This is a genomic window from Fibrella arboris (assembly GCF_041321095.1).
In the GTDB taxonomy this organism is placed as follows: Bacteria; Bacteroidota; Bacteroidia; order Cytophagales; family Spirosomataceae; genus Fibrella; species Fibrella arboris.
The window spans coordinates 401985-424236 of the sequence record NZ_JBGGWE010000002.1; the positions used below are offsets into that span (position 1 = coordinate 401985).

A 22252-nucleotide genomic window follows, 5' to 3' on the forward strand; every position below is an offset into this window, starting at 1 on the left:
CGAGCCTATAGACGGTAAGGGTTGGCCTGTTTTGGCTTTATTGGGTATGTTACTGGCTCTGATCGCTACCCCGCCATTAGGCAGTAACCCGATTAAAGACACATCGCTGCTCAATGCTTCGCATGAAATCGCTAACCCCCCCCCTACTCTGGCTGGCTTTCCTGGCCATTGCTGTTGTCTCCTGTATTAAAATGGCGCCCGGCAGCAGCTCGTCGAAAACGGCCAAATCGACGGCGCAACTCATCAGGGAAGACCCTGTTAATGGGCTTGCCAACGCTAAACAAGTTCGTGATAAAACCCCGTTAAAAGTGGCCGACGGCCTTCAGGTATCCCTCTGGGCGTCTGATTCACTCGCTCCTGACCCGGTAGCCATGTCGATCGATGACCAGGGGCGCGTTTATTTGACGCGAACGAACCGGCAAAAAAACTCGGAGTTCGACATTCGCGGGCACCGCGACTGGATGACCGAATCGATCGGATTGCAGTCGGTAGAAGATCGTCGGGCCTTTCTGCACAAAACATTTGACCCGGCGAAAAGTAAAGAAAACGACTGGCTGAAAGATCTGAATGGCGATGGCAGCCATGACTGGCGCGATCTGGCCGTTGAGAAAGACGAGGTCTGGCGGCTCGAAGACACCAACAACGACGGACTTGCAGACGTATCGATGCGGGTGCTGAATGACTTTTTCAACGAAGTAACTGATGTGGCGGGCGGCATTTTGGTTCGGGCCAAAGATGCGTTCGTGACCATTGCTCCCGATGTATGGCGGCTGAAAGACACCAACAACGATGGCGTGTACGATCAGAAAACATCGATCAGCCACGGGTATGCCGTACACGTTGGCTTTAGTGGTCATGGCATGTCGAACCCGATCGAAGGGCCCGACGGCAAAATCTACTGGAACATCGGCGATATCGGAGCCAACATCACTACAGCCGAGGGTGTCAACCATAAGCGGTCCAATGAAGGGATCATCGCCCGGTCGAACCCTGACGGCTCTGGTTTCGAGATTTTTGCGGGTGGCCTGCGGAACACGCATGAGTTTGTCTTCGACGAATACGGGAACCTGATCAGTTCAGACAATGACGGCGATCATCCGGGCGAGAGCGAACGGCTGGTGCACGTTGTGGAGGGTTCCGATGCGGGCTGGCGATCGAACTGGCAGTACGGCAAATACACCGACCCCAAAAACAATCTGTATAAGGTCTGGATGGACGAAAAGCTGTACAAGCCCCGCTGGGATGGGCAGGCAGCTTATATTATTCCTCCTATCATGAACTTCCACAACGGCCCGACCGGTATGGTCTATAACCCCGGCACAGCGCTGGGGTCGGCCTGGAAGAACAAGTTTTTCCTGGTTGAGTTTGTGGGCAATCCGGCCCGTTCGCCGATCTGGTCGTTTGGGTTGAAACCGAAAGGTGCCTCGTTTGTCCTCGACGGCGAGCAGAACATCCTGTCGGGTCTACTTCCAACGGGCATTCGTTTTGGCCCGGATGGTGCGCTCTATGTTGCCGACTGGATCAACGGCTGGGATACGAAAAACTACGGGCGCGTTTGGAAACTAGACGTCACGACCGATAAAAATGACCTCAGTGCGCTACGGGCCGACACCAAACGCCTGATGCAGCTAGACTACACGGCTCAATCGGTTGCAATGCTCTACGGCCTGCTGAGCAATCCCGATATGCGCATTCGGTTAAAAGCTCAGTTTGAGCTGGCTACGCGCGGGGCCACCGGTGCAGCTCAGTTTAACCAGGCCATTGGTCAGACCGGCAGTCAACTGGCACGCATTCACGGTATCTGGGGACTGGGGCAACTGGCTCGGCAAGATAAGACGTATGGCAAGCCCCTTGTGGCCTTATTGACCGATAAAGACCCTGAGATTGTGGCGCAGGCAGCCAAAGTGATCGGCGACGAGAACCTGTCAGAAGCGGGTCCCACGCTGGTTCCGCTTCTGGCCAGTCAGCATCCACGTGTTCAGTTTTTCAGCGCACAGGCCCTGGGTCGTATTCACCATCAGGCGGCCCTTCAGCCCCTGCTGGCTATGATCAGAACGAACAACGATGACGATGTGTACCTGCGTCATGCGGCGGTGCTCGCCCTTTCGCGCATTGGCCAGGTTGAGCCTATCGCGGCCTTGGCAAAAAGCAGCAATAAATCGGAGCGGCTGGCAGCCGTGCTGGTGTTACGGCGCATGAAGAGCGATAAGGTGGCCCTCTTCCTGACAGACAATGATGAGTACATTGTTACCGAAGCAGCGCGGGCGATCAACGACGATGAGTCAATTCCAGCAGCATTACCCGCCCTGGCAGGTACGTTGGCTACGACACGGTTTACGTCAGAGCCACTGCTTCGCCGAGCTATAAACGCCTGTTTACGGGTAGGCGGCAACGAGCAGATCAATCAGTTGGTTGCCTTTGCCAAACGGACAGATGTTGACAAGACGCTCCGGGCCGAGGCACTCGCAACGCTGGGTACGTGGGCAAACCCGTCGGTTATGGACCGGGTCGATGGCCGTTATCGCGGTGTGTTACAGCACAACCTGGCTTCGGTTCAGGCCCTTGTGCAGCCGCAGAGCGGCGATCTGCTACAGGCATCTGAGCCGGTGGTGCTGGTAGCCGCCGCGCAGATGGTTAGTAACCTGGGCATTTCCAGTGCCGCAGACAGGCTGGCTAAACTCCAGCAGGAAAGCAGCTCGGCCGAGGTACGGGCAGCCGCGTTAACCGCCCTTAACCAGCTCCATTATGCGGGTATGGAACCTGCGTTGAAGCTGGGCATGAACGATTCAAACGCCGATGTACGTACAGTCGCGCTGGGCCTCATGCGCGGACAAAACTTATCAGCGGCAGCGCTGGCTGATATGTCGAAGACTATTTTCGAGAAGGGCACCGAAAAAGAACAGCAGCAACTGATTCAGGTGCTTGGTTCTATGCCCGTAGCGAAGACAGAACCTATTCTGGCCGGGCTTATCGACCGGATAGCGGCCAAAACGTTACCACCAAGCCTGGCACTGGAACTGAACGAAGCCGTTGATTCGACAAAATCGGCCCCACTTATTGCCAAACTAGCGCCATATCGGTCAACGGGCATGACAGTGGCCGACTACCAGGATGCCTTGTTTGGCGGAGACAGGCAGGCCGGTCGCCGGTATTTCATGACCAACTCAACCGGGCAATGTGTTCGTTGCCATTCGATCGGCGGACAGGGTGGCGAAGTTGGCCCCTCGCTGACCAACATTGGTAATGTACTCACCCGCGATCAACTGCTACAGGCGTTGATCGAGCCCAGTGCCCGCCTATCGCCCGGTTACGGAACGGTGATGGTCACGCTGGCTGACGGACAGACAGTTACGGGCGTACTGATGCAGGAATCGGACCACGAACTCGTACTTAAAACCACAGAGGCTGAACCCTTGAAAGTGCCTGTATCCCGCATCAAAAAACGGGAAAATATGCCTTCGAGTATGCCGCCAATGGGCTACCTCCTATCAAAACGCGAAATCAGGGATGTCGTTGAGTTCCTGACAAATTTGAAAGGGGGCCGGTGAAGAAGGAGTTTACAGTTTTCTGTTTACAGTTGCGCTGCTACTGCCACGACGGTTGTCTAGCAGCGCAACTGTAAACAGAAAACTGTTTTGGCATGGTCTTTGTGAAAATGCTTGATACCCATAAATGAATGTGCTGTTCATCACAGCCTCACAGTACACACACACAGGATAAGCCCGCCAACGAGAGTTAGCGGGCTTATTTGTTTGCACCTACCTTTGCATACAGCCAACTTCCGCAGCGTATGCAGTCAGTATTACGTTTCCTTCTTCTCATCTGTTGTACCGCCACAGTCGGGTTCGGGCAAACGATCGTTCGTGGACCCTATCTACAACGAGTCACACCAACGAGCGTGGTCGTTCGGTGGCGGACCGATCTGCCTGGTAGTAGCCGGGTACGTTATGGCGCGGGCCTGACGCAACAGGTGACAGACCCGCAATTGACCACCGAGCATACGGTTACCCTGACGAACCTTCAACCTGCCACTCGGTACCCCTACGTGGTCGGTACGCAGGAAGCCGATCTCTCACCAGTCGATGATACATATTTTGTCAAAACAGCACCCGCGTTTGGCTCCAATGAGCCGGTCAGGTTCTGGATGCTGGGCGATTTCGGCACTGGTTCAGATCGGCAAAAACAAACATTCGACGCCATAAAGGGACCTATTCAAAACCGTCGACCTGACCTTTGGGTCTGGCTGGGCGACAATGCCTATTCATTCGGGCGCGATGAGGAGTACCAGAACTGGGTATTTAATTATGCGCCTGAGTACCTGCGAAACCTACCGGTTTATGCCACGCCCGGCAACCACGATTACCACGACGATAACAATGATTTTGCTGTCCCTTACTACGCAATCACTTCGCATCCAAAGCAGGGCGAAGCAGGCGGTGTTCCTTCGGGTACAGCGTCTTACTACGCCGTAGATTATGGCCCGGTACATCTCGTCTCGCTCGATTCGTTCGGCAATGAAGAGGGCAAATACCGGATCTGGGACACTACCGGTACCCAGATTCAATGGCTTAAACGTGATCTGGCAGCCAACCGGGACGCCGGCACGAAACGCCCCTGGACGATCATTGTTTTTCACCATCCGCCCTACACACAGGGGTCGCGTAATTCGGATACCGAACAGGATCTAATCCTGAATCGCGAACGGCTCACGCCCATTTTCGAGCGGTATAATGTTGATCTGGTTATCAGTGGGCACAGCCATGTCTATGAACGTACCTACCAGATGCGCGGACACCGGGGGTTATCGACAACGTTTGACAAAACACGTTACGCCGTTGACACAACAACAGGACGGTACGACGGTTCGCCCAACTCCTGCCCTATTGTGCAGAAAGATGGTAGCCTGGTGTACATTGTCAACGGGTCTGGTGGCGCCAATACGGGACGGGCTCCCAACTACCCGCACAAGGCTATGGTCTACAGCTATACCGATGAGGGAGGCTCTATGCTGATCGACGCCTCAGAAAATCGCCTGGATGCCCAATGGGTAGCGCCTAGTGGTGTACTCGACCGGTTCACGATGCTAAAACAGGTAAACCGACGCCAGTCGTATACGATCAATTACGGCGATACGCTGGCACTTAACGCCTCGTGGCCGGGCAATGCCGTGACGGGGAATGGACAGGCAGCCCGTTATGTCTGGTCGACGGGGCAAACGGGGCGAACCATCAGGACGGCCAATCAGTCGGGTACGTTCCGGGTTACCGATGGGCTGGGTTGCCTGACCGATGAGTACACGGTAACGGTACTCCCCCGGCCCAAATTGACCACCAACGCGCTGGTAGCGGCGGCCTATTGCCCTAATGCGTCAGTGTCTGTTTCTGTTTCCAGTGAAAATGCGCCGCTTGCCAGTAGCTGGACGTACGATATTCAACTGTCTGATGCAGCGGGGAATTTTGCCTCGGCACGGCCGATTGGCTCAGGTACGTTGCCCACGCTACTGGCCCAGTTACCCGCTGATTTGAGCGCCGGAACCGGCTATCGGCTACGTGTAGTTCCCCGTAACGTACCTACGGTCGATGTAGTAGCCAGCCCTGCTTTTACCGTACGCTCCTTACCCACTGCTTCGGTAACGGGGTCTGCCACAGCACTCGCTGGTCAGCCTGTAGCAGTCCTGGTGAACTTGACGGGCGACGCTCCCTGGCAACTGGCATTTTCTAACGGCGCTTCGTTTACTGCTACTTCCCAGCCAGCCAGCCTCACGCTCCCGGCTATACCCGTGGGCATTACGCGCCTCACCGGTGTAGCCAATGAATGTGGCACCGGCACCGTACTCGTTGCCGGTGAGCAGACCGGCTTGCTGCCCACCGCCGTTGAACCTGATACACGTCGCGTTCAAATTTATCCCAATCCGACGGTCAACCAGGTATGGGTAGAGTTCATGAAAGCAGAAACCGGCCCTATCGAACTGCATGTATTCGATACTCGGGGAAGCCAGGTATTCAGCCGTCAGCTGGGGAGTGGAACCGCCCCGACACGGGTGTCTATCCCACTGGAAGGGGCTGGCCTTTTCTATGTACAGGTCCGAATAGGCGAAGACCTGTTCATGAAGAAAGTTGTTCGCCTGCCTTAATTTCTTGTTCTTAACGGGCTCCTTCACGTATAGACTGGCACTATTCCGACTGAAGGGGCATTAGTAACGTAGTATGGCTATTTCTATTGACTCGGCTCCAGCCACCGTAACCAGCGGTACGCGCCTCTGGGCATCCCTGGCTGCCGTTTATGTGCTCTGGGGCTCAACGTACCTGTTCATTCATTTCATGACCGAACAGATGCCCCCCTTATACATGGCATCCATGCGTTACATTATCGCGGGCAGTATCCTTTACGCCTATGCCCGGTTCACCGGCACCGAACGCCCGACAATCGCCCATTGGAAGTCGACGGCCATCATTGGCTTTTTCCTGCTCACGGTAGCAAATGGAGCCTTAACGCTGGCACTGCAGTATATTCCGTCGGGTGTGGGGGCCTTACTTGGCGGCTTGTTGCCCATTTTTTTGTTACTGCTGAACTGGGTTTCCTTTGGCCAGGTACGCCCCAGAAACCTGTCATTGATTGGCGTAGCAATCGGGTTTACGGGTATTTACCTGCTCATCAAACCCGATAAACTCGTGACCGCAGGCGGCGCAGATGCCAACCTGATCGGCACCGCACTGGTGGCGGTCGGAAACCTCTCCTGGGCAGTAGGTACGTTGCTGACCCCACGGCTCCGGCAGCCTGATCAAACGCTGGCTAGTGGTATGCAGATGCTACTGGGTGGCATTTTTCTGATGATCGTTAGCCTGGCCTTTGAGCCGGCACAGGTGTTGAGTATCCTCCATGCTCCTGCCAAAGCGCTGGGGTCAATGCTCTACCTGGTGATCTTTGGCAGCATCATCGGCTTCTCAGCCTATGCCTGGCTGGCCCGGCATGCGCCTCCTGCCCTGTTGGCTACTTACGCCTTTGTGAACCCGATTATTGCCGTGCTGCTTGGCGTTACGTTTGCGGGTGAAGTATTCTCGGCTCGTTCGCTGATTGGCGCTGGTGTAGCACTGGTCGGTGTCACACTCATGACGCTGGGCAGGCGGTAAGGCCAACGCAGGATAGGCATCGGCAGCCAGTTGCTCTTTATGCTGGTTCTTTACGTATTGTGACAGGTAACAGCAGCAACCAACTAGTGAATGATCTCATTAACTGATCTGATTGCCAAAGGGGAAGGCACCACGCTGGAGTTTAAAAGCACGCTCTCAACGCCGTATCGCATTGCGCGGACGCTCACAGCTTTTTCCAACACCAGCGGCGGCACGTTATTGATCGGCGTGGCCGATGATGGCAAGTTGGTGGGCGTCGAGTCTGAATACCAGGAAATGCAGAAAATTGAACGCGCCACTGATTTCCTGATCGAACCACCCATCTCGATCAGCTACGAGTTAAAGCGGCACGATGGCAAGACAATCCTGCTGCTCACCATACCCGAGAGCCACGAAAAGCCGCACACGGCCCTCGACGAACGGGGTAACCGAACCATCTACGTTCGGCAACGCGACAAATCGGTGCCCACCAATCGGCTAATGCTTGACTTACAGACTGTTGACAAAAAACTGCTACAGACACCGATGGTAAAAAATCTGGTGCAGTTTCTTCGTAAACATGACAGCATCACCGCCGACCGGTTGGCGAAACTGGTGAACATTTCTGATTATCGCGCGACCAAACTCCTGCGTGCGCTGACAGCTCAGGGAATACTCCTCATGGTCGACAAACCTCGCCCCGCGCGCTATTCACTGAAGTAAACAAGCAAACGGCGACAAAGTGCGCTAGCTTGGCCTCTTGCCGTTTGCTCGTTCACGCGCTTACACTTTCACGGAAAGGTGGCGATCAATCAGCGAAATGACATACTGAAAATCGTCGGGGCGGTTGGCATAGTCGAGGTTGTTCACATCGATGGTAAGCAGGTCACCGGCATCATATGTGTGGGCAAACGCCTCGTACAATACGTTCAGGCTATCGAGATAGTCAGTACTGATTGACTGTTCGAAATCACGGCCCCGTTTTTTGATCTGGGCAGTCAGCTTTGGCAGATCGGCTTTCAGATAGATCATCAGATCGGGTGGGCGCACCATACCAACCATATTGTCGAACAAACTCCGGTACGTTTCATAATCGCGGGGAATCATTTTGCCGGTGTCGTACAGATTTTTGGCAAAAATGTACGCATCCTCATAGATAGTCCGATCCTGAATGACACTGCGCCCCGACGAACGTATTTTTTGAACCTGTTCAAATCGACTGTTCAGGAAATAGATCTGAAGATGAAAGGACCAACGGGCCATATCGCCGTAAAAGTCAGCCAGGTATGGGTTGCCTTCTACGGCTTCATAGAGAACGTCCCAGCCGTAATGAGTGGCTAATCGTTGGGCCAGTGTAGTTTTACCGGCGCCGATATTTCCTGTAATGGCAATGTGCATGAATGCAGGGAGATTGAAGGGTACAAGTTAGCAGGTCAAAAATCTGGCATTACAGCGGCTTTCGCAACCTAAACAGACAACTCCGGGCAGGAAATTGCTATCGGCCTGTGCTTTACCGGAAAAGCCTACGTCAAGCAATGACCGTTACCCGCCGTCAGTTTCTTCAATCTGCCCTGATTGGCAGTTCAGCCATCGTTACCTCGGCATCTGGCCAGCCAGGTACGTTGCCGACGCCCCTACCCGTCTTCCCAACCCAACCTATTTCCTGCAACTCCTATACCTGGGATACGTTTTACCGGCGGGCGGGAAAAATCTGGATGAACGACCCGGTGGCATCGTTAACCGACTTTGTTCAGTCTGGGTTTACGGCCTATGAACCTGGCCTCAATTCGGTGAAGCAACTTCAGGAATTAGCTCCGCGTTTAAGCCAGTTTAAACTCTCCATGCCATCAATCTACGTGAACAGTTCACTGCACAGGCAGGCGGAAGCAACTGGCTCCATGGCATCGGTCCTCGCTATTGCCGACGAAGCACGGCGATTAGGTACGCGCCTTCTTGTAACGAACCCGAATCCAATCAAATGGGGATCGCCCGACAACAAATCGGATGCGGAACTGGACGAACAGGTACGTAATCTGGACTGGCTGGGTGGCGAACTTCGGAAACGTGGCCTCACCTTGGCCTACCACACGCATGCGCCTGAACACCGGGCTGCCGCGCGGGAATTTCACCACATGATGGTGGCTAGCAACCCAGCCAACGTGTCGCTCTGTCTCGACGTCCACTGGGTATATCGGGGCTCCGGGAATTCACAGGTCGCCCTATTCGATGTGGTGAGGCTGTATGGGAAACGAATCGTTGCGCTGCATGTGCGGCAGTCGAACGCCGGGATCTGGTCTGAGACGTTCACACCAACCGGCGACATTGACTACCCGCGGCTATGGTCGACCCTGAAAAGTCTGGCTGTTAAGCCACTGATCGTACTGGAGCAGTGTCTGGAAACAGGTTCCCCCAACACGATGGATGCAGTTTCGGCGCACAGGCAGGATCTGGTTACTGCCAAAGCCCTCTTCACGTAGCTTCATCTACTTGGCTCTGTCTGTAGCCACTGCACAACGGAGAAGGCCCGACCACTTGTTGAAACGCCCTGAATGGTCACGCGCAACTTCCTGGCGGAGGAGGACACAACGACTGGCACGACCAGCTGGCCCGTTTTATCTATGCTGGCCAGCGGCTCCCAGGCCAATACGTCACGTAGATCGGGTTTGGTATCCACAACGGGGCTACCGGCTGAGAAGGGAACAGCTGTCGGGTAACCTGCGACCCTGTGTCGGGTAACGCCCTTCATTTTTGCCACATCGCGCGTTACCCGGCTATAAAAAGCGATGATCCCCCTACTGGCCTGTGTGCCATACATAGCCGCCGTTGCGCCTATTTTAAGCACTTCGATACGCTCGATGGAGGCGGGTGAAAAGGCCAGCAATTGGGTACCGTCTGTATCATCGATTGGAAAGCCGTCGACCAGGAAAAATGGATTCTGGATACCCGTGGCTGGTTTGGCAACGGGCGGCGGTGGCGGTGCGCCACGGCTGGTCAGTGGCGCAACAGCCGCGTTCAGCATCGACGCGGCACCGGGGAAACTCACCGAATAGGCTGTTCGGCCGGTTGTCAGCACCTCATCGACTCGCAGGTTGGGAATTTTGGCCCGAATCAGTGAATACAGATTAGCAAACCCGGTGGCGTCTTTGTTCAGGACAATGGTCTGGTCCACCTGGTTATGCAGGCTCCGAAGCTGAACAGCAGCAGGCCGTTCGTCGATCGATTTGGCTGTGCGAACAACTACTTCAGCCAATTGACGGGCTGGGCTATCTCTATACAGGCCTGGCTCGGCGGCCTGTCGTTGTTTCGCCGTTTCAATCATTTTGCGCCACTGCCTGAACAACAGGGTGGCATCCGGCGTGAATGGCAACGTACCCAGCTCCATCGCATAGGGGTTGAACGAAACGTTTGCCTCGACTGGCTTTCCTTTACGATTCGTCACCTGCACCAGCACCTGAGCGGTATCGGACAGGAAAAGCTGGCCAACCTGAAAATGGCCCGTAGCGTCTGTCTGGGTTACCCTGGTCGACACTCCGTTTCGATCAACGATAATGAGCTTGACGTTCACCGGTTGTTTTTCGGCTGTCGATAATTGACCATGCAGGGTAATACCGGACACACCTGCCACCGACTGTTTTATCGACTGTCGACTGTCTATGGCCTGCAAGTAGGCTGGAAACGCAGGCACCAGCGAATCGGCCGGGCTACGCTCAGCATCGGTCACCGAGACAGAAGCATGCGCGGCAATCGGTCGGCCAGTTTCGTCGTGAAGCTTGATCAGTAACGCATCGGCTGACGAGGTTGTAGCCGACCGGCTTAGCTGAATACTGGCCAGGATGGGTGCCGTTCGGTCGGGAATCCGAATGGTGCGCTTGGTCCAGATCCGTCCTGTACTGTCCATCAGGGAAAGCAACACGGTGCCCGGTGGCCAGGTACGTGTCGACCAGCGTACTGTTGTTGATGCACTCCGCACCGGAACATAGGCGGTCTGTACCAGCCTGCCTCTGCTTTCAATCAGGGCATAGGCCGTAGGAAATCGCGTTTTCGAACGGGCATCGAGGGTGAGTGCCAGCTGACCACTATCAACAGCCATGGTCGTCCGATAGGGAGCGCCGAGTACTTCCTCTACAAACTCGGTTGGTGTGGTCACTATCGCTTTTTCCTGGCTGGTCGCTTCCTCCTGGCCACCCACGGTCGTTTCATGATTCACGACCCAAATGGGCCGTTCGAAGGCTGGCCTGTTGTAGGGCAGGTCTGTCTCCGTATAAGCCCGCAACCAGTATGTGCCTGTCGATAAGGTATCAGAGAGATGCAATGAACCCGCAGCACGCCCGTGCGACACCGGCAGCCACACGTGTTGCAACGGACTGTTTGTTGACGTCCACAGCTCAACAGACAGCGCCGGGCCTGCTTCAGCTGTATCGCATTGTTGGGTGAGGGCATCGAGTACATACCCACTCAGCCAGAGCCTCTCACCTGTCATATAGAGCGGCTTATCAACCTGCACAAACACGGGCTGGGCTGGCTTACCCGCCTGCCGCTGCCAACGCTGCACCAGCGTGTCGAGTAGGGTGCCGGGCGGCAGGCGGTTTTCTACCTGTGTCCGTCGGACCGAATCGAGCCGGGCGGTTGCCAGCTGAGTAGCTGCTGAACCATCCTGTTGCCAGTCGTCGGGCAGGGCGTTGGCCAGCCGGTCATTGCTCAGAAAACCAACAGCTTCAAACCCACGCGGCGCTGTAATCTGGCCGGTTATCGTAAATCCGAGTGTTTTTTGTGGCAACACGAGCTGCGAAAAGGCAAATTTGGCATCTACATATGGCGAGTTATTCGATGAGACCTTTGTGTATAATACCTCGATGGGGCTATCACTGGTCAGCCAGCGTTCATGCGCCAACGTACCTGGTGTCACCAGCGTTTTCACATCGATCGCTTTCAGGTGTCGACCCAGTTCAGTGCTGAGTACTGGAGAGCCATTGGCAGGAAGCGGACGAGTCAGGTCGGTCTGAAAGATCAGAAATCCCTCCTGTTCATGATTCCCTGCTACCAGACTGGCTAGTAAATGCCGCAACGACCCCTGGTACGCCTGTTCCCGATTGCGTTGCCACTGCTTGGCCTGTTTAGGCGATGCTGGTGTCAGTTCTTTGAATAGCGTGGTGCCACCGAACAACACTTTGGCGGTGCGGGCTTCACTCCGAAACGCCCGTAATGAATAGATCAAACGGTAACCGAGCGCCAGGTTGTCGATGAGTAGGGGCTCACGGGCCGTGGCCATCAGATACCCACCAGGTTCGTCAAACAGAAGTACCTCGGGGTTAACGATCGTGCACTGACGGGCAAACGCTGAATTTCCGATCATATCCTGCTCGAATTGCGCCAGCTGCCGCTGCCAGGTCTTATCTTTCTTCGCCGTCACCACTACGTCTGTCAACATATTCGCCATCGGCAACAGGGCGATGGCAATTGGCTGGGGTTTCGCTTCGGTGATACGAATGGGCTGCCGGACGGCGGTAAAGCCTGTGTAGGAAACAACCAGTTCACTGGCCCCAAAAGGAACATTAGTTAAGCTAAACTGCCCTTTTTCGTCTGTCGTTACGCCACGCGTGGTGCCATTCAGGTACACAGATGCAAATGGCAGTGGTTGCCCATCGCTCGCGTTGGTGATCCGCCCCGACAAGGTTACATGCTGTACTGCCTGTGCCCACGCAGGCATCCTGCATAAGCCCAGTAGAAGCCCTATCAGTAATAAGTACCGCCGGCAGATACGAGTCATGTCGCTACTCAGTTTTACTCAAATGTATGTGCAACTTAACAATAACGGGAGTTATGGACAAACCAGACTTTAACGGGCTGGTAGCTAAACAGTTGCTCTGTATTTCGCCTCGAAAGTCCACGCGGCTACGTCTGGACGACGACGTATCCAGTTGCCACTTAGTTGTTTTGGGCAGACAGTAAGTAATCCTGCTTATTTCGCGTCGAACGTCACCTTCGGGTTCTTCAGCGATTTCATGGCCTGCCCCAGTCCATTCAGGGTTAATGGAAACATTCGGTTACCAGACCACTCCCGAATGAGCTTTGTGCTATGGGTATACTGCCAGTAACCTGCCGGCGATGGATTCAGCCAGACCAGGTGCGGGTACTGTTTTTTGAACCGGTCGAGCCAGACTATACCCGCCTCTTCGTTGTAATGCTCAACGCTACCGCGAGCCTGCGTAATCTCATACGGCGACATGGCAGCATCGCCCACGAAGATCACCTTGTAGGCTTTATTGTATTTATGCAGCACTTCGTAGGTCTGTAACCTGTCTCGGCGGCGGGTATTGTCTTTCCAAAGCGTTTCGTATACACAGTTATGGAAATACAAAAATTCGAGGTGTTTGAACTGGTACCGCGCTGCCGAGAAAAGCTGGTTACACAGGTCAATATGCTCATCCATTGACCCGCCTACATCGAATAAAATCAGCACCTTGACCCGATTCTGGCGCGAGGGGTGCAGTTTAATATCCAGGTAACCACCATTCCGGCTTGTTTCGGCGATCGTCTCGGTCAGATCCAGCTCATCGGCAGCGCCTTCGCGGGTGAGAATCCGCAGGCGCCGCATGGCCATCTTCATATTGCGGGTGTTCAGCTCAACGCTATCGTCCAGGTTTTTATAGGCGCGATTTTCCCATACTTTCGACGCCATTCTATTGCCCTGGCTGTCGGCCGACCGATCAAGCTTAAAGCCTTCCGGGGCACGGCCAGCCGTGCCAAACGGCGATGTCCCCCCGGTCCCGATCCAGTTCGGGCCGACGTCCCGGTTTCCGCCTTCGCGCCGTTCCTGCTGCTCATCCAGTAGTTTCCGAAGCCGTTCGTAGAGCACATCCAGTCCACCGGCAGCGTCGAGCGCGGCTTTTTCATCGTCGCTCAACTGGTGTACCATCGCGTGGCGAAGCCATTCAGGCGGAATCTCAGGTAACGACTGAGTGGCAGTAGGTACGTTACCGGCTACCCATTCGCCAAACAATCTGTCGAACAGGTCGAGGTGCTGTTCGTGCTTGACCAGCGTTGTTTTACTGAGGTAATAAAAGTCATCGATGGTCACTCCACCCGCCTCACTTCGTAGGGCGTCGAGCAACGTCAGATACTCCGGGAGGGTAACCGGTAGCGCGTGTTGGCGAAGCAGTAGAAAAAACGGGAGAAACATACGATTGCGGCGCAAGGGGGTTAAGTAATCCAGGGGGCGGGATAAAGAGGATATTGATTCATTGGCTATCTCCAGACCAGCCCGTTAAATAGTCCCTCAATAACTCCTTCCTTTTGCGCGTAAAGCCGTAAAAAGGTCGGTATCCTGTTCGTTTTTAAGCAGCGCTCCCATATACGGAGGCAGCTCGCGCAGGTTCTCCAGATCAGCCAGATCATCTTGAGTGACCCCAGCCGCAACCAGCAACCGTATCCAATCGATCAGCTCGCTGGTTGACGGCCTTTTTTTGAGCGCTTTCACGTCACGGATGCCGTAGAAAATCGAGAGTGCTTTCGCCAATAACTCACCGGGTAGGTTTGGAAAATGCACATCGACAATGGTTTGCATCGTATCGCGTTCCGGAAAACGAATGTAATGGAAGAAGCAACGGCGCAGAAAGGCGTCGGGCAACTCCTTCTCGTTATTAGAGGTGATAATGACAACAGGGCGATGCCTGGCCGCTATCGTTTGTCGCAGTTCATAGCAATAAAACTCCATCCGGTCGATCTCCTGCAGCAGATCATTTGGAAACTCGATATCTGCTTTATCGATCTCATCGATCAGCAGTACGGCCGACTCAGGGGTTTCAAACGCTTCCCACAGTTTCCCTTTTTTGATGTAGGCGGCCAGGTCTCCAACGTTACGGTCGCCCAGCTGGGAGTCGCGCAGGCGCGACACGGCATCATATTCGTAAAGCCCCTGTTGCGCCGTAGTCGTTGACTTTACATGCCAGGTAAAGAGCGGTTTGTTCAGGGCGCGAGCCACTTCAAACGCCAGTAAGGTTTTACCCGTACCTGGTTCGCCTTTAATGAGCAATGGTTTTTGCAACTGAATGGCAGCATTGACGGCCACGCTCAGCTCCCGTGTAGCTACGTAGGATTCGGTACCCTGAAAAGTCATAAGTCTTGCTGTACGATGGATATGGAATAAGGTATAATGGCAGGCCTGGCGAATAGCCCTTTTCGTGAGGTATGCCATTATACCCTGTTCATTACCTCTTACTCTTCGTCTACTTCGTCACTGGTGAAGGAGTATAATGTTTTATCGAGCTTGAGGGTACCGGCATTAAACTGGCTGATGAACGTGTCGATCACGTCGTCATTAATGTCTTCGACATTCAGACAGACATCGATCCCAATGCCATACTCGAAGTCGTGTTCCAGCTCAACATGCTCCTGCACCTTTACCGCCTCCGTTTCTTCCAGTTCTTCGATCAGTTCGGTGAGCAGTTCTTCGATTTCCTCATCTTTCGCCACATCGATCGAGTAGCCGGGCTGCCGTTCTTCTGGCGGAACGTACTCCGGGTGTGATTTCCGGATTTGTGCTACAGCCGTTTCGTAGACCGTGCTGCTATGGTGAAGACGGAGTGTATAAATCAGTCCATCGTAAATAACCTCCTGGCCAAAGTCTTTTCCAACGAATTGAATATGAGCACATTCACCAGATTCTAATACATCAAGATCTTCATCTTCTACATATATAAATGAGCGCCCTGTTTCCCGGCACTCTTCGCGAAGCCCCTCAATCTCTTCGGGGGCGTAACCTTCATTCCTGTAATTCATGATTGAGCAACGTTCGTTTGCTGCAAGTTAGTTAAACTGTTTGTACCAATGTTCCACTACTGTTCCTGCCTGGTCGATTGCGGCCTTTAGTGGCTGTTTGTCGTCAGGTACGTTGTCGGGCTGGCGAATACGTGGCATGGCGCCGTCGATGTCGAATGCACACCAGGTTCCTCTTCCGCCCAAACCAGACGTTGTCAACGTTGGCAATCGGCCGGCAGTCAGGCTCCGCCTGTAGGGCAAACCCGGTTGCTCAGCTTAATGGCAATCCAGCCCCGACAACGCATTCTTATACCGGATAACCTCGACACGGGCGGTTTGTTCGACGGTCGTGAGCGCATCTGCACCCAATGAATCGTGTTGGATAACCATTGCGTTTTCTCAGAAATGCCTAGTCAACCCAACCCTTTCGGCGGTATGTTCACCAGCCTCACAACGTACCTGGGTATTCGGCTTTCTATGATCAGTGTTTTCGGGGGCTGGCCAATCAGGGCTACTTCACAAATAGCAGTTCGCGGTATTTCACCAGTGGCCAGTCTTCATCATCGATGAGCAGTTCCAGCTTGTCGACTTCGTAGCGGATCATCTCGAAATAATCTTTTACTTCTGTTGCATACAGCCGGGCCATCTCTACCGAACTAGGTACGTTGTTGGCCCGTTTCCGGGCTTCGATCATGGCGTCAACATGTTTTCTGATCACCATTACCCGTGCCGACAGTTCGCGGATGATTCCTTTTACCGGTTGGGCCTCGTTGATCATATCCAGGTCTACCAGTGATTTAGCGGTTGTAGCCAGTTGGTTCATGTACTTCAAGGCCGTAGACACAACGTGATTGATAGCCAGATCGCCCATCACCCGCGCCTCGATCTGTACGTTCTTGATGTATTTCTCCAGTTCAATTTCGTAGCGTGCCTCTACTTCAGCCTGATTCATGACGCCGAGCCGGGCAAACAGTTCGATCGATTCAGGCTTGAGGTATACCTTCAGGGCTTCCGGGGCAGATTTGATATTGGACAACCCTCTTTTTTCGGCCTCGGCCACCCACTCGTCGGAATACCCATTCCCCTCGAACAGAATACGTTTCGACGACCGGTAATACTGTTTCAGTACCTCCACCACGGCCAGTTCTTTTTTCTCGCCCGTTTCCAGGCGGGCTTCCAGGTCGCGCCTGAACTGAATGAGCTGGTCGGCCACGATTGTATTCAACACAATCATTGTTGAGGCCGAATTGGCCCCGCCACCGACCGCCCGAAACTCAAATTTATTGCCGGTAAACGCAAAGGGTGAAGTTCTGTTGCGGTCCGTATTGTCACGAATGAGCGCTGGAATTCGGTTCAGGCCAAGCTTGTAATAAACATTGTCGCCTTTACTGAGCGAGATCTCCGACTTATTCTCCAGATCATCGAGTGCCCTGGTTAGTGTATCGCCCAGAAACACAGACATGATAGCGGGCGGTGCTTCATTGGCTCCTAAGCGGTGCTCGTTCCCCGCCGACGCGATGCTGGCCCGCAGCAAATCGGCGTGGTCGTGTACCGCTTTAACCACATTGACCATGAAGGCAATGAACCGGAGCGTTTCCTTGGGCTTGCTGCTCGGCCCAAGCAGATTCACTCCTGTGTTGGTTCCCAGCGACCAGTTGTTATGCTTTCCTGAGCCGTTGATGCCCGCAAACGGTTTCTCGTGAAAAAGCACTTTGAACCCGTGGCGCTCGGCAATTTTGTGCATCAGGTCCATCAGCAAGGCATTGTGGTCGATCGCCAGGTTGACCTCTTCAAACGTCGGGGCAACTTCGAACTGGCCGGGCGCCACCTCGTTATGTCGGGTGCGAACCGGGATGCCCAGTTTGAGCGCTTCAAACTCAAAATCGACCATAAACGCATTGACGCGCGGCGGAATGGTGCCAAAATAATGGTCTTCAAGCTGTTGCCCACGTGCGGGCGCATGGCCAAATACCGTTCGGCCAGCCATAACCAGATCGGGCCGCGCCACGAACAGGGCTTTATCAACCAGAAAATATTCCTGCTCAATGCCCAGGGTTGGCGTTACCTTGTCGATATTCCGGTCGAAATAATGGCAGACAGCCGTAGCCGCTTTGTCAATGGCGGCCAGCGATTTGAGCAGGGGCGTTTTATAATCGAGCGCTTCGCCGGTGTACGAAATAAACACCGACGGAATACAGAGTGTCTTCCCGCCTGCGCCATTGTCCATCAGAAAAGCAGGCGATGACGGATCCCAGCCGGTATATCCACGCGCTTCAAAGGTGTTACGCAGTCCACCACTCGGGAACGATGAGGCATCGGGCTCCTGCTGAACGAGTGCTGAGCCTTTAAATTTTTCAAGTGCTTTTCCGTCGCCCGTCAGGTCGAAAAACGAGTCGTGTTTTTCGGCCGTCGAACCGGTCAAGGGTTGAAACCAGTGTGTGAAGTGGGTGGCTCCTTTGCTTACGGCCCATGATTTCATGGCGTTTGCCACTTCGTCGGCGATCTCCCGGTCGATGCGCCCGCCCGTATCGATGGCTTCGGTGATACGCAGGTACGCTTCGGGCGACAGGAGCGTCCGCATGATTTCTTTGCTGAACGTGTGTATGCCGTAATAATCGGTAAGCCGCTCGGCGGGGGCAGCAACTGGTAGTGGCTGACGGCTTTGTGCCGTCTCCAGAGCGTTAAAACGTAGGTAAGCCATTCGGTAAGTCTGGTAGTGAAGAGCTGAACTGAGCAACTGACGGTAGGCAACCGGGTACGCTGGCGCAAGGGCAATCGGGACATATAGGGATGGGGCATTGGGTTTTCCCTTAATTACCCCTTCACAAAAACATCAGCTCCCTGACCATTCACTATCCAGACTAGCCACTTACCTAACCACCTGTTTACTCAAAGATTACTATTTTTCCTGCCAAACATACAAAAAAAACGGTCCGTCGGGAAGGACGGACCGTTTAGGGAAGGTAAGAATAGGTTACAGTTTAGGCCAGTTCGGGCAACGCGGCTGACTTAACTGTTTTGATAATGACGGCCGCTACTTTGTATGGATCAGCCGCCGAGTTTGGCCGACGGTCTTCCAGCCAGCCTTTCCAGCCACGCTGTACAGTAGCGATCGGAATACGGATAGAGGCGCCCCGGTCAGATACACCGTAAGAGAACTGGTCGATCGACTGTGTTTCGTGCTTACCAGTCAACCGCAGGTGGTTATCGGCACCGTATACGTCGATGTGTTCTTTGATTACATCAGCAGGGCCAAATGCCTGGCAGATGGCATCATACGTCTCTTTATTGCCAGCCGTGCGAAGGGCCGTGTTTGAGAAGTTCGCGTGCATACCTGAACCGTTCCAGTCCGCATCTACGCCCAGCGGCTTGCAATGCCAGTTGATGGCTACGTCGTAGCTTTCGCCAATACGCTCGAGCAGGTAACGGGCAATCCAGATCTGGTCACCAGCTTCGCGGGCACCTTTTGCGAAGATCTGGAATTCCCACTGGCCAGGCGCCACTTCGGCATTGATCCCTTCAACGTTCAAACCAGCATCGAGGCACACGTCGAGGTGTTCTTCGATGATGTTACGACCAAACGCATTTTTAGCACCTACCGAGCAGTAGTAGGGGCCTTGTGGGGCTGGATCACCTTCTTCCGGGAACCCTAGTGGCTTGTCGGTAGCGGTGTCGTAGAGGAAGTACTCCTGTTCGAAACCGAACCAGAAATCGTTGTCATCGTCTTCGATCGTAGCACGACCGTTGGTTGGGTGTGGTGTACCGTCGGCATTCAGAACTTCGCACATCACCAGGAAACCGTTCTTACGCTGTGGGTCTGCGCAAATGTAGACAGGCTTCAGCAAACAGTCTGATGAACCACCAGAGGCCTGTTCAGTTGATGAACCATCAAATGACCACATTGAACAATCTTCCAGTTTACCTGAGAAGTCATCTTCAATCTTCGTTTTTGACCGGAGGCTTTGGGTGGGCTTGTAACCGTCGAGCCAGATGTACTCTAATTTAGACTTTGCCATGTGTTTGGAGAGGTCGTTTTATTGTTTTGCGGTACGTGGGTGGTACTGTCGGCATCAAATATAGACCCCTGTTTCCAAAATAAAAAAAGGCAATTGCTGTGAATCGCAGGATTTTATAGAGGTATATTCCACTAATTAAAAAATTTATTTGTTAAATCCAATTTTAACCAATTTATCATCTGGTTTCAGATTCTTTTCAGCACGAACGACCATTTCGATAAAATTCATTTTCAACACTGAATCTCGTCGATATTCCTACTGGCCTTCGTTCATATGAGTCTTTTTTCCGCTGTTTTTTTCTCATTCCAGCTGATTCAGCCATTCGTCAAATCCGACGACCAATCCGGCCATAAAGCAACCGTACATCCAGATCGGTACACTACGAATAAAGAGGCCCGATACATTTGACCCACGATCAACCACCAACCGGCGGCTGTCGAAAACAACTTAATCTAAACTGGATAATGACTGATTTTTCCGTGTTAACTGGGTGGGCCTGGGTACCCATTCTAGTTGTAGCCATTGTGTTGTACAAGTTCGTGCTACGCTTTCTGTTCGGGATGGTAATAGTCCCCGAAGACCGCATTGGTCTGGTAACCAAAAAGTTTGTACTGGTCGGCAATGACCGCGAATTACCCGACGGACGAATTGTGGCAACTAAAGGAGAAGCCGGTTATCAGGCCCGAATGCTTGCCCCTGGCCTGTACTGGTGGATGTGGCCCTGGCAATATGGTGTAGAGATGCAACCGTTCACGGTTGTTCCGGAAGGAATGGTCGGGTTAGTCCTGGCCAATGATGGGCAGGAGTTGCCAACGGGTAATATTCTGGCTCGTCGGGTCGAATCCGATAACTTTCAGGATACCATTCGTTTCCTCGACAGTGGTGGACAGAAAGGGCGACAAACGTCGATTCTTACGCCAGGTACGTACCGGATTAACCCCTATGCGTTTACCGTTACGATGGCTCCCATGACCGATGTGAAAGAGAACATGGTCGGGATCATTACCGCGCTCGACGGAGCACCGCTCCAGCCGGGTCAGATTGCGGGCAAACAGGTAGAAGGGCATAACAACTTCCAGAACATCGATAGCTTTCTACAGAACGGCGGCAATCGGGGCCTGCAGCCGCAGGTGGTGTTGGCAGGTTCCTATTACATAAATCCCTGGGCGGTCCAGATCGAACAGATTCCGATGACAGAAGTAGCGATCGGGCATGTTGGCGTGGTCATCTCCTACATTGGCGAAGACGGCGAAGATATGACCGGTGATACCTTTAAGCATGGCAATATTGTCAGGAAAGGATTTCGTGGCGTGTGGATGGAACCGCTCGGTCCAGGTAAATACCCGATCAATACCTACACCATGAAGGTAGAGAACGTACCTACCACGAATCTGGTGCTGAACTGGGCGAACGCACGTTCGGAAGCCCATGCACTGGACCGGAACCTGTCGACCATCACGGTTCGGTCGCGTGACGGATTCCCGTTCAACCTCGACGTAGCCCAGATCATTCATATTCCGGCCAACGAAGCGCCAAAAGTGATTGCGCGGTTTGGGTCGATGGTGAATCTGGTGTCGCAGGTACTGGAGCCTACCATCGGTAACTATTTCCGTAATTCCGCCCAGGACTCCGACGTGATCGCGTTCCTGAGCACCCGGAAAGAACGGCAGGAATCGGCCCGCGAGCATATCAGGCAGGTACTCGAAGTGTATAACGTAAACGCCGTTGACACACTAATTGGCGATATTGTGCCGCCCGAGGCGCTGATGAAAACACTGACCGACCGGAAGGTGGCGCAGGAAGAAGAGAAGACATACGATACGCAGCGTATGGCGCAGGAAAAACGACAGGGCTATGAACGCGAAACGGCCATTGCCGAGATGCAGCGCGAGATCGTGAAAGCGCAGCAGAGCGTAGAGATTGCCGAGCGTACCGCCAACGCAGCCGTGAAGAAAAGCGAAGGCGAGGCCCGCAGTCTGCAACTTCAGGTCGGCGCTGAATCGGAAGCCACTAAAGTGCGTGCCGAAGCCAACGCCGAGGCTCGCCGTCGGCAGGCGTCGGCCGAAGCGGATGCCACCAAGCTGACCGCCGACGCAGAAGCCGAGCGTATTGCGAAAACGGGCGCTGCCGAAGCGGAAAAAATCCTGGCCATTGGTAAGTCGACCGCCGAAGCCTATGAATTGCAGGTGAAGGCCATGGGCGACGATAACTTTACCCGTTATAAAATCACCGAAGAGATTGGCAAAGGGCAGATCAAGATCATTCCCGATCTGGTCATCAATGGCGGTGCCGAAGGTGGTTCAGATAGTAGCCTGAACGGATTGCTTGGCCTGAAATTGCTCGAACTGAACAACAACCGGAAATAAGCTT

Annotated in this window: 13 protein-coding genes; 6 read left to right on the top strand and 7 right to left on the bottom strand. The window is 53.8% G+C overall.

Going from position 1 to position 22252, the window contains the following annotated elements:
* Positions 1–113 precede the first annotated feature (113 nt).
* From ACAW75_RS04200 to ACAW75_RS04215, 4 genes are all read left to right on the top strand, one after another.
* Positions 114–3548: a DUF7133 domain-containing protein gene (locus tag ACAW75_RS04200; protein WP_370727422.1), complete on the top strand. Its 3435-nt coding sequence runs from the start codon at positions 114–116 to the stop codon at positions 3546–3548.
* A gap of 242 nt (positions 3549–3790) precedes the next feature.
* On the top strand, positions 3791–6133 hold the full coding sequence (locus ACAW75_RS04205) for a metallophosphoesterase (protein WP_370727423.1): 2343 nt from the start codon (positions 3791–3793) through the stop codon (positions 6131–6133).
* Between the two features lie 73 nt (positions 6134–6206).
* On the top strand, positions 6207–7130 hold the full coding sequence (locus ACAW75_RS04210) for an EamA family transporter (protein ID WP_370727424.1): 924 nt from the start codon (positions 6207–6209) through the stop codon (positions 7128–7130).
* Between the two features lie 90 nt (positions 7131–7220).
* Positions 7221–7832 carry an AlbA family DNA-binding domain-containing protein gene (locus tag ACAW75_RS04215; RefSeq protein ID WP_370727425.1) on the top strand — a complete coding sequence of 204 codons (612 nt, stop codon included), beginning with the start codon at positions 7221–7223 and terminating at the stop codon, positions 7830–7832.
* Positions 7833–7892: 60 nt separating this feature from the next.
* On the opposite strand, the gene ACAW75_RS04220 is transcribed toward ACAW75_RS04215, so the two are convergent.
* The gene (locus ACAW75_RS04220; RefSeq protein WP_370727426.1) at positions 7893–8507 is read right to left on the bottom strand and encodes a deoxynucleoside kinase; all 615 of its coding nucleotides are present in this window, start codon (positions 8505–8507) and stop codon (positions 7893–7895) included.
* Between the two features lie 137 nt (positions 8508–8644).
* Here ACAW75_RS04220 and ACAW75_RS04225 point away from each other — a divergent pair, with 137 nt between their 5' ends.
* The gene (locus ACAW75_RS04225) at positions 8645–9586 is read left to right on the top strand and encodes a sugar phosphate isomerase/epimerase family protein (protein ID WP_370727427.1); all 942 of its coding nucleotides are present in this window, start codon (positions 8645–8647) and stop codon (positions 9584–9586) included.
* A gap of 2 nt (positions 9587–9588) precedes the next feature.
* On the opposite strand, the gene ACAW75_RS04230 is transcribed toward ACAW75_RS04225, so the two are convergent.
* The 6 genes from ACAW75_RS04230 to ACAW75_RS04255 form a co-directional block, all read right to left on the bottom strand.
* Positions 9589–12876: a carboxypeptidase-like regulatory domain-containing protein gene (locus ACAW75_RS04230; protein ID WP_370727428.1), complete on the bottom strand. Its 3288-nt coding sequence runs from the start codon at positions 12874–12876 to the stop codon at positions 9589–9591.
* 192 nt (positions 12877–13068) lie between these two features.
* Entirely contained in the window at positions 13069–14289 is a 1221-nt protein-coding gene (locus ACAW75_RS04235) for a vWA domain-containing protein (RefSeq protein WP_370727429.1), read from the bottom strand.
* 96 nt (positions 14290–14385) lie between these two features.
* On the bottom strand, positions 14386–15225 hold the full coding sequence (locus tag ACAW75_RS04240) for an AAA family ATPase (RefSeq protein ID WP_370727430.1): 840 nt from the start codon (positions 15223–15225) through the stop codon (positions 14386–14388).
* A 98-nt stretch (positions 15226–15323) separates the two neighbouring features.
* Complete coding sequence (locus tag ACAW75_RS04245; RefSeq protein ID WP_370727431.1) at positions 15324–15887, bottom strand: hypothetical protein; 564 nt, start codon at positions 15885–15887, stop codon at positions 15324–15326.
* A 490-nt stretch (positions 15888–16377) separates the two neighbouring features.
* The gene (locus tag ACAW75_RS04250; RefSeq protein WP_370727432.1) at positions 16378–18567 is read right to left on the bottom strand and encodes a glutamine synthetase III family protein; all 2190 of its coding nucleotides are present in this window, start codon (positions 18565–18567) and stop codon (positions 16378–16380) included.
* Between the two features lie 280 nt (positions 18568–18847).
* Entirely contained in the window at positions 18848–19882 is a 1035-nt protein-coding gene (locus tag ACAW75_RS04255; RefSeq protein ID WP_370727433.1) for a glutamine synthetase beta-grasp domain-containing protein, read from the bottom strand.
* Positions 19883–20346: 464 nt separating this feature from the next.
* On the opposite strand from ACAW75_RS04255, the gene ACAW75_RS04260 reads away from it, so the two are divergent.
* Positions 20347–22248 carry an SPFH domain-containing protein gene (locus ACAW75_RS04260; protein WP_370727434.1) on the top strand — a complete coding sequence of 634 codons (1902 nt, stop codon included), beginning with the start codon at positions 20347–20349 and terminating at the stop codon, positions 22246–22248.
* The last annotated feature ends 4 nt before the right edge of the window (positions 22249–22252 follow it).

Bases quoted from the DNA above. Each gene is read 5' to 3' on its own strand.
- ACAW75_RS04210 (WP_370727424.1), top strand. From the start codon at position 6,207: ATGGCTATTTCTATTGACTCGGCTCCAGCCACCGTAACCAGCGGTACG.
- ACAW75_RS04260 (WP_370727434.1), top strand. From the start codon at position 20,347: ATGACTGATTTTTCCGTGTTAACTGGGTGGGCCTGGGTACCCATTCTA.
- ACAW75_RS04220 (WP_370727426.1), bottom strand. From the start codon at position 8,507: ATGCACATTGCCATTACAGGAAATATCGGCGCCGGTAAAACTACACTG.
- ACAW75_RS04235 (WP_370727429.1), bottom strand. From the start codon at position 14,289: ATGTTTCTCCCGTTTTTTCTACTGCTTCGCCAACACGCGCTACCGGTT.
- ACAW75_RS04250 (WP_370727432.1), bottom strand. From the start codon at position 18,567: ATGGCTTACCTACGTTTTAACGCTCTGGAGACGGCACAAAGCCGTCAG.
- ACAW75_RS04255 (WP_370727433.1), bottom strand. From the start codon at position 19,882: ATGGCAAAGTCTAAATTAGAGTACATCTGGCTCGACGGTTACAAGCCC.
- ACAW75_RS04225 (WP_370727427.1), top strand. From the start codon at position 8,645: ATGACCGTTACCCGCCGTCAGTTTCTTCAATCTGCCCTGATTGGCAGT.
- ACAW75_RS04230 (WP_370727428.1), bottom strand. From the start codon at position 12,876: ATGACTCGTATCTGCCGGCGGTACTTATTACTGATAGGGCTTCTACTG.
- ACAW75_RS04205 (WP_370727423.1), top strand. From the start codon at position 3,791: ATGCAGTCAGTATTACGTTTCCTTCTTCTCATCTGTTGTACCGCCACA.
- ACAW75_RS04215 (WP_370727425.1), top strand. From the start codon at position 7,221: ATGATCTCATTAACTGATCTGATTGCCAAAGGGGAAGGCACCACGCTG.
- ACAW75_RS04245 (WP_370727431.1), bottom strand. From the start codon at position 15,887: ATGAATTACAGGAATGAAGGTTACGCCCCCGAAGAGATTGAGGGGCTT.
- ACAW75_RS04240 (WP_370727430.1), bottom strand. From the start codon at position 15,225: ATGACTTTTCAGGGTACCGAATCCTACGTAGCTACACGGGAGCTGAGC.
- ACAW75_RS04200 (WP_370727422.1), top strand. From the start codon at position 114: ATGCTTCGCATGAAATCGCTAACCCCCCCCCTACTCTGGCTGGCTTTC.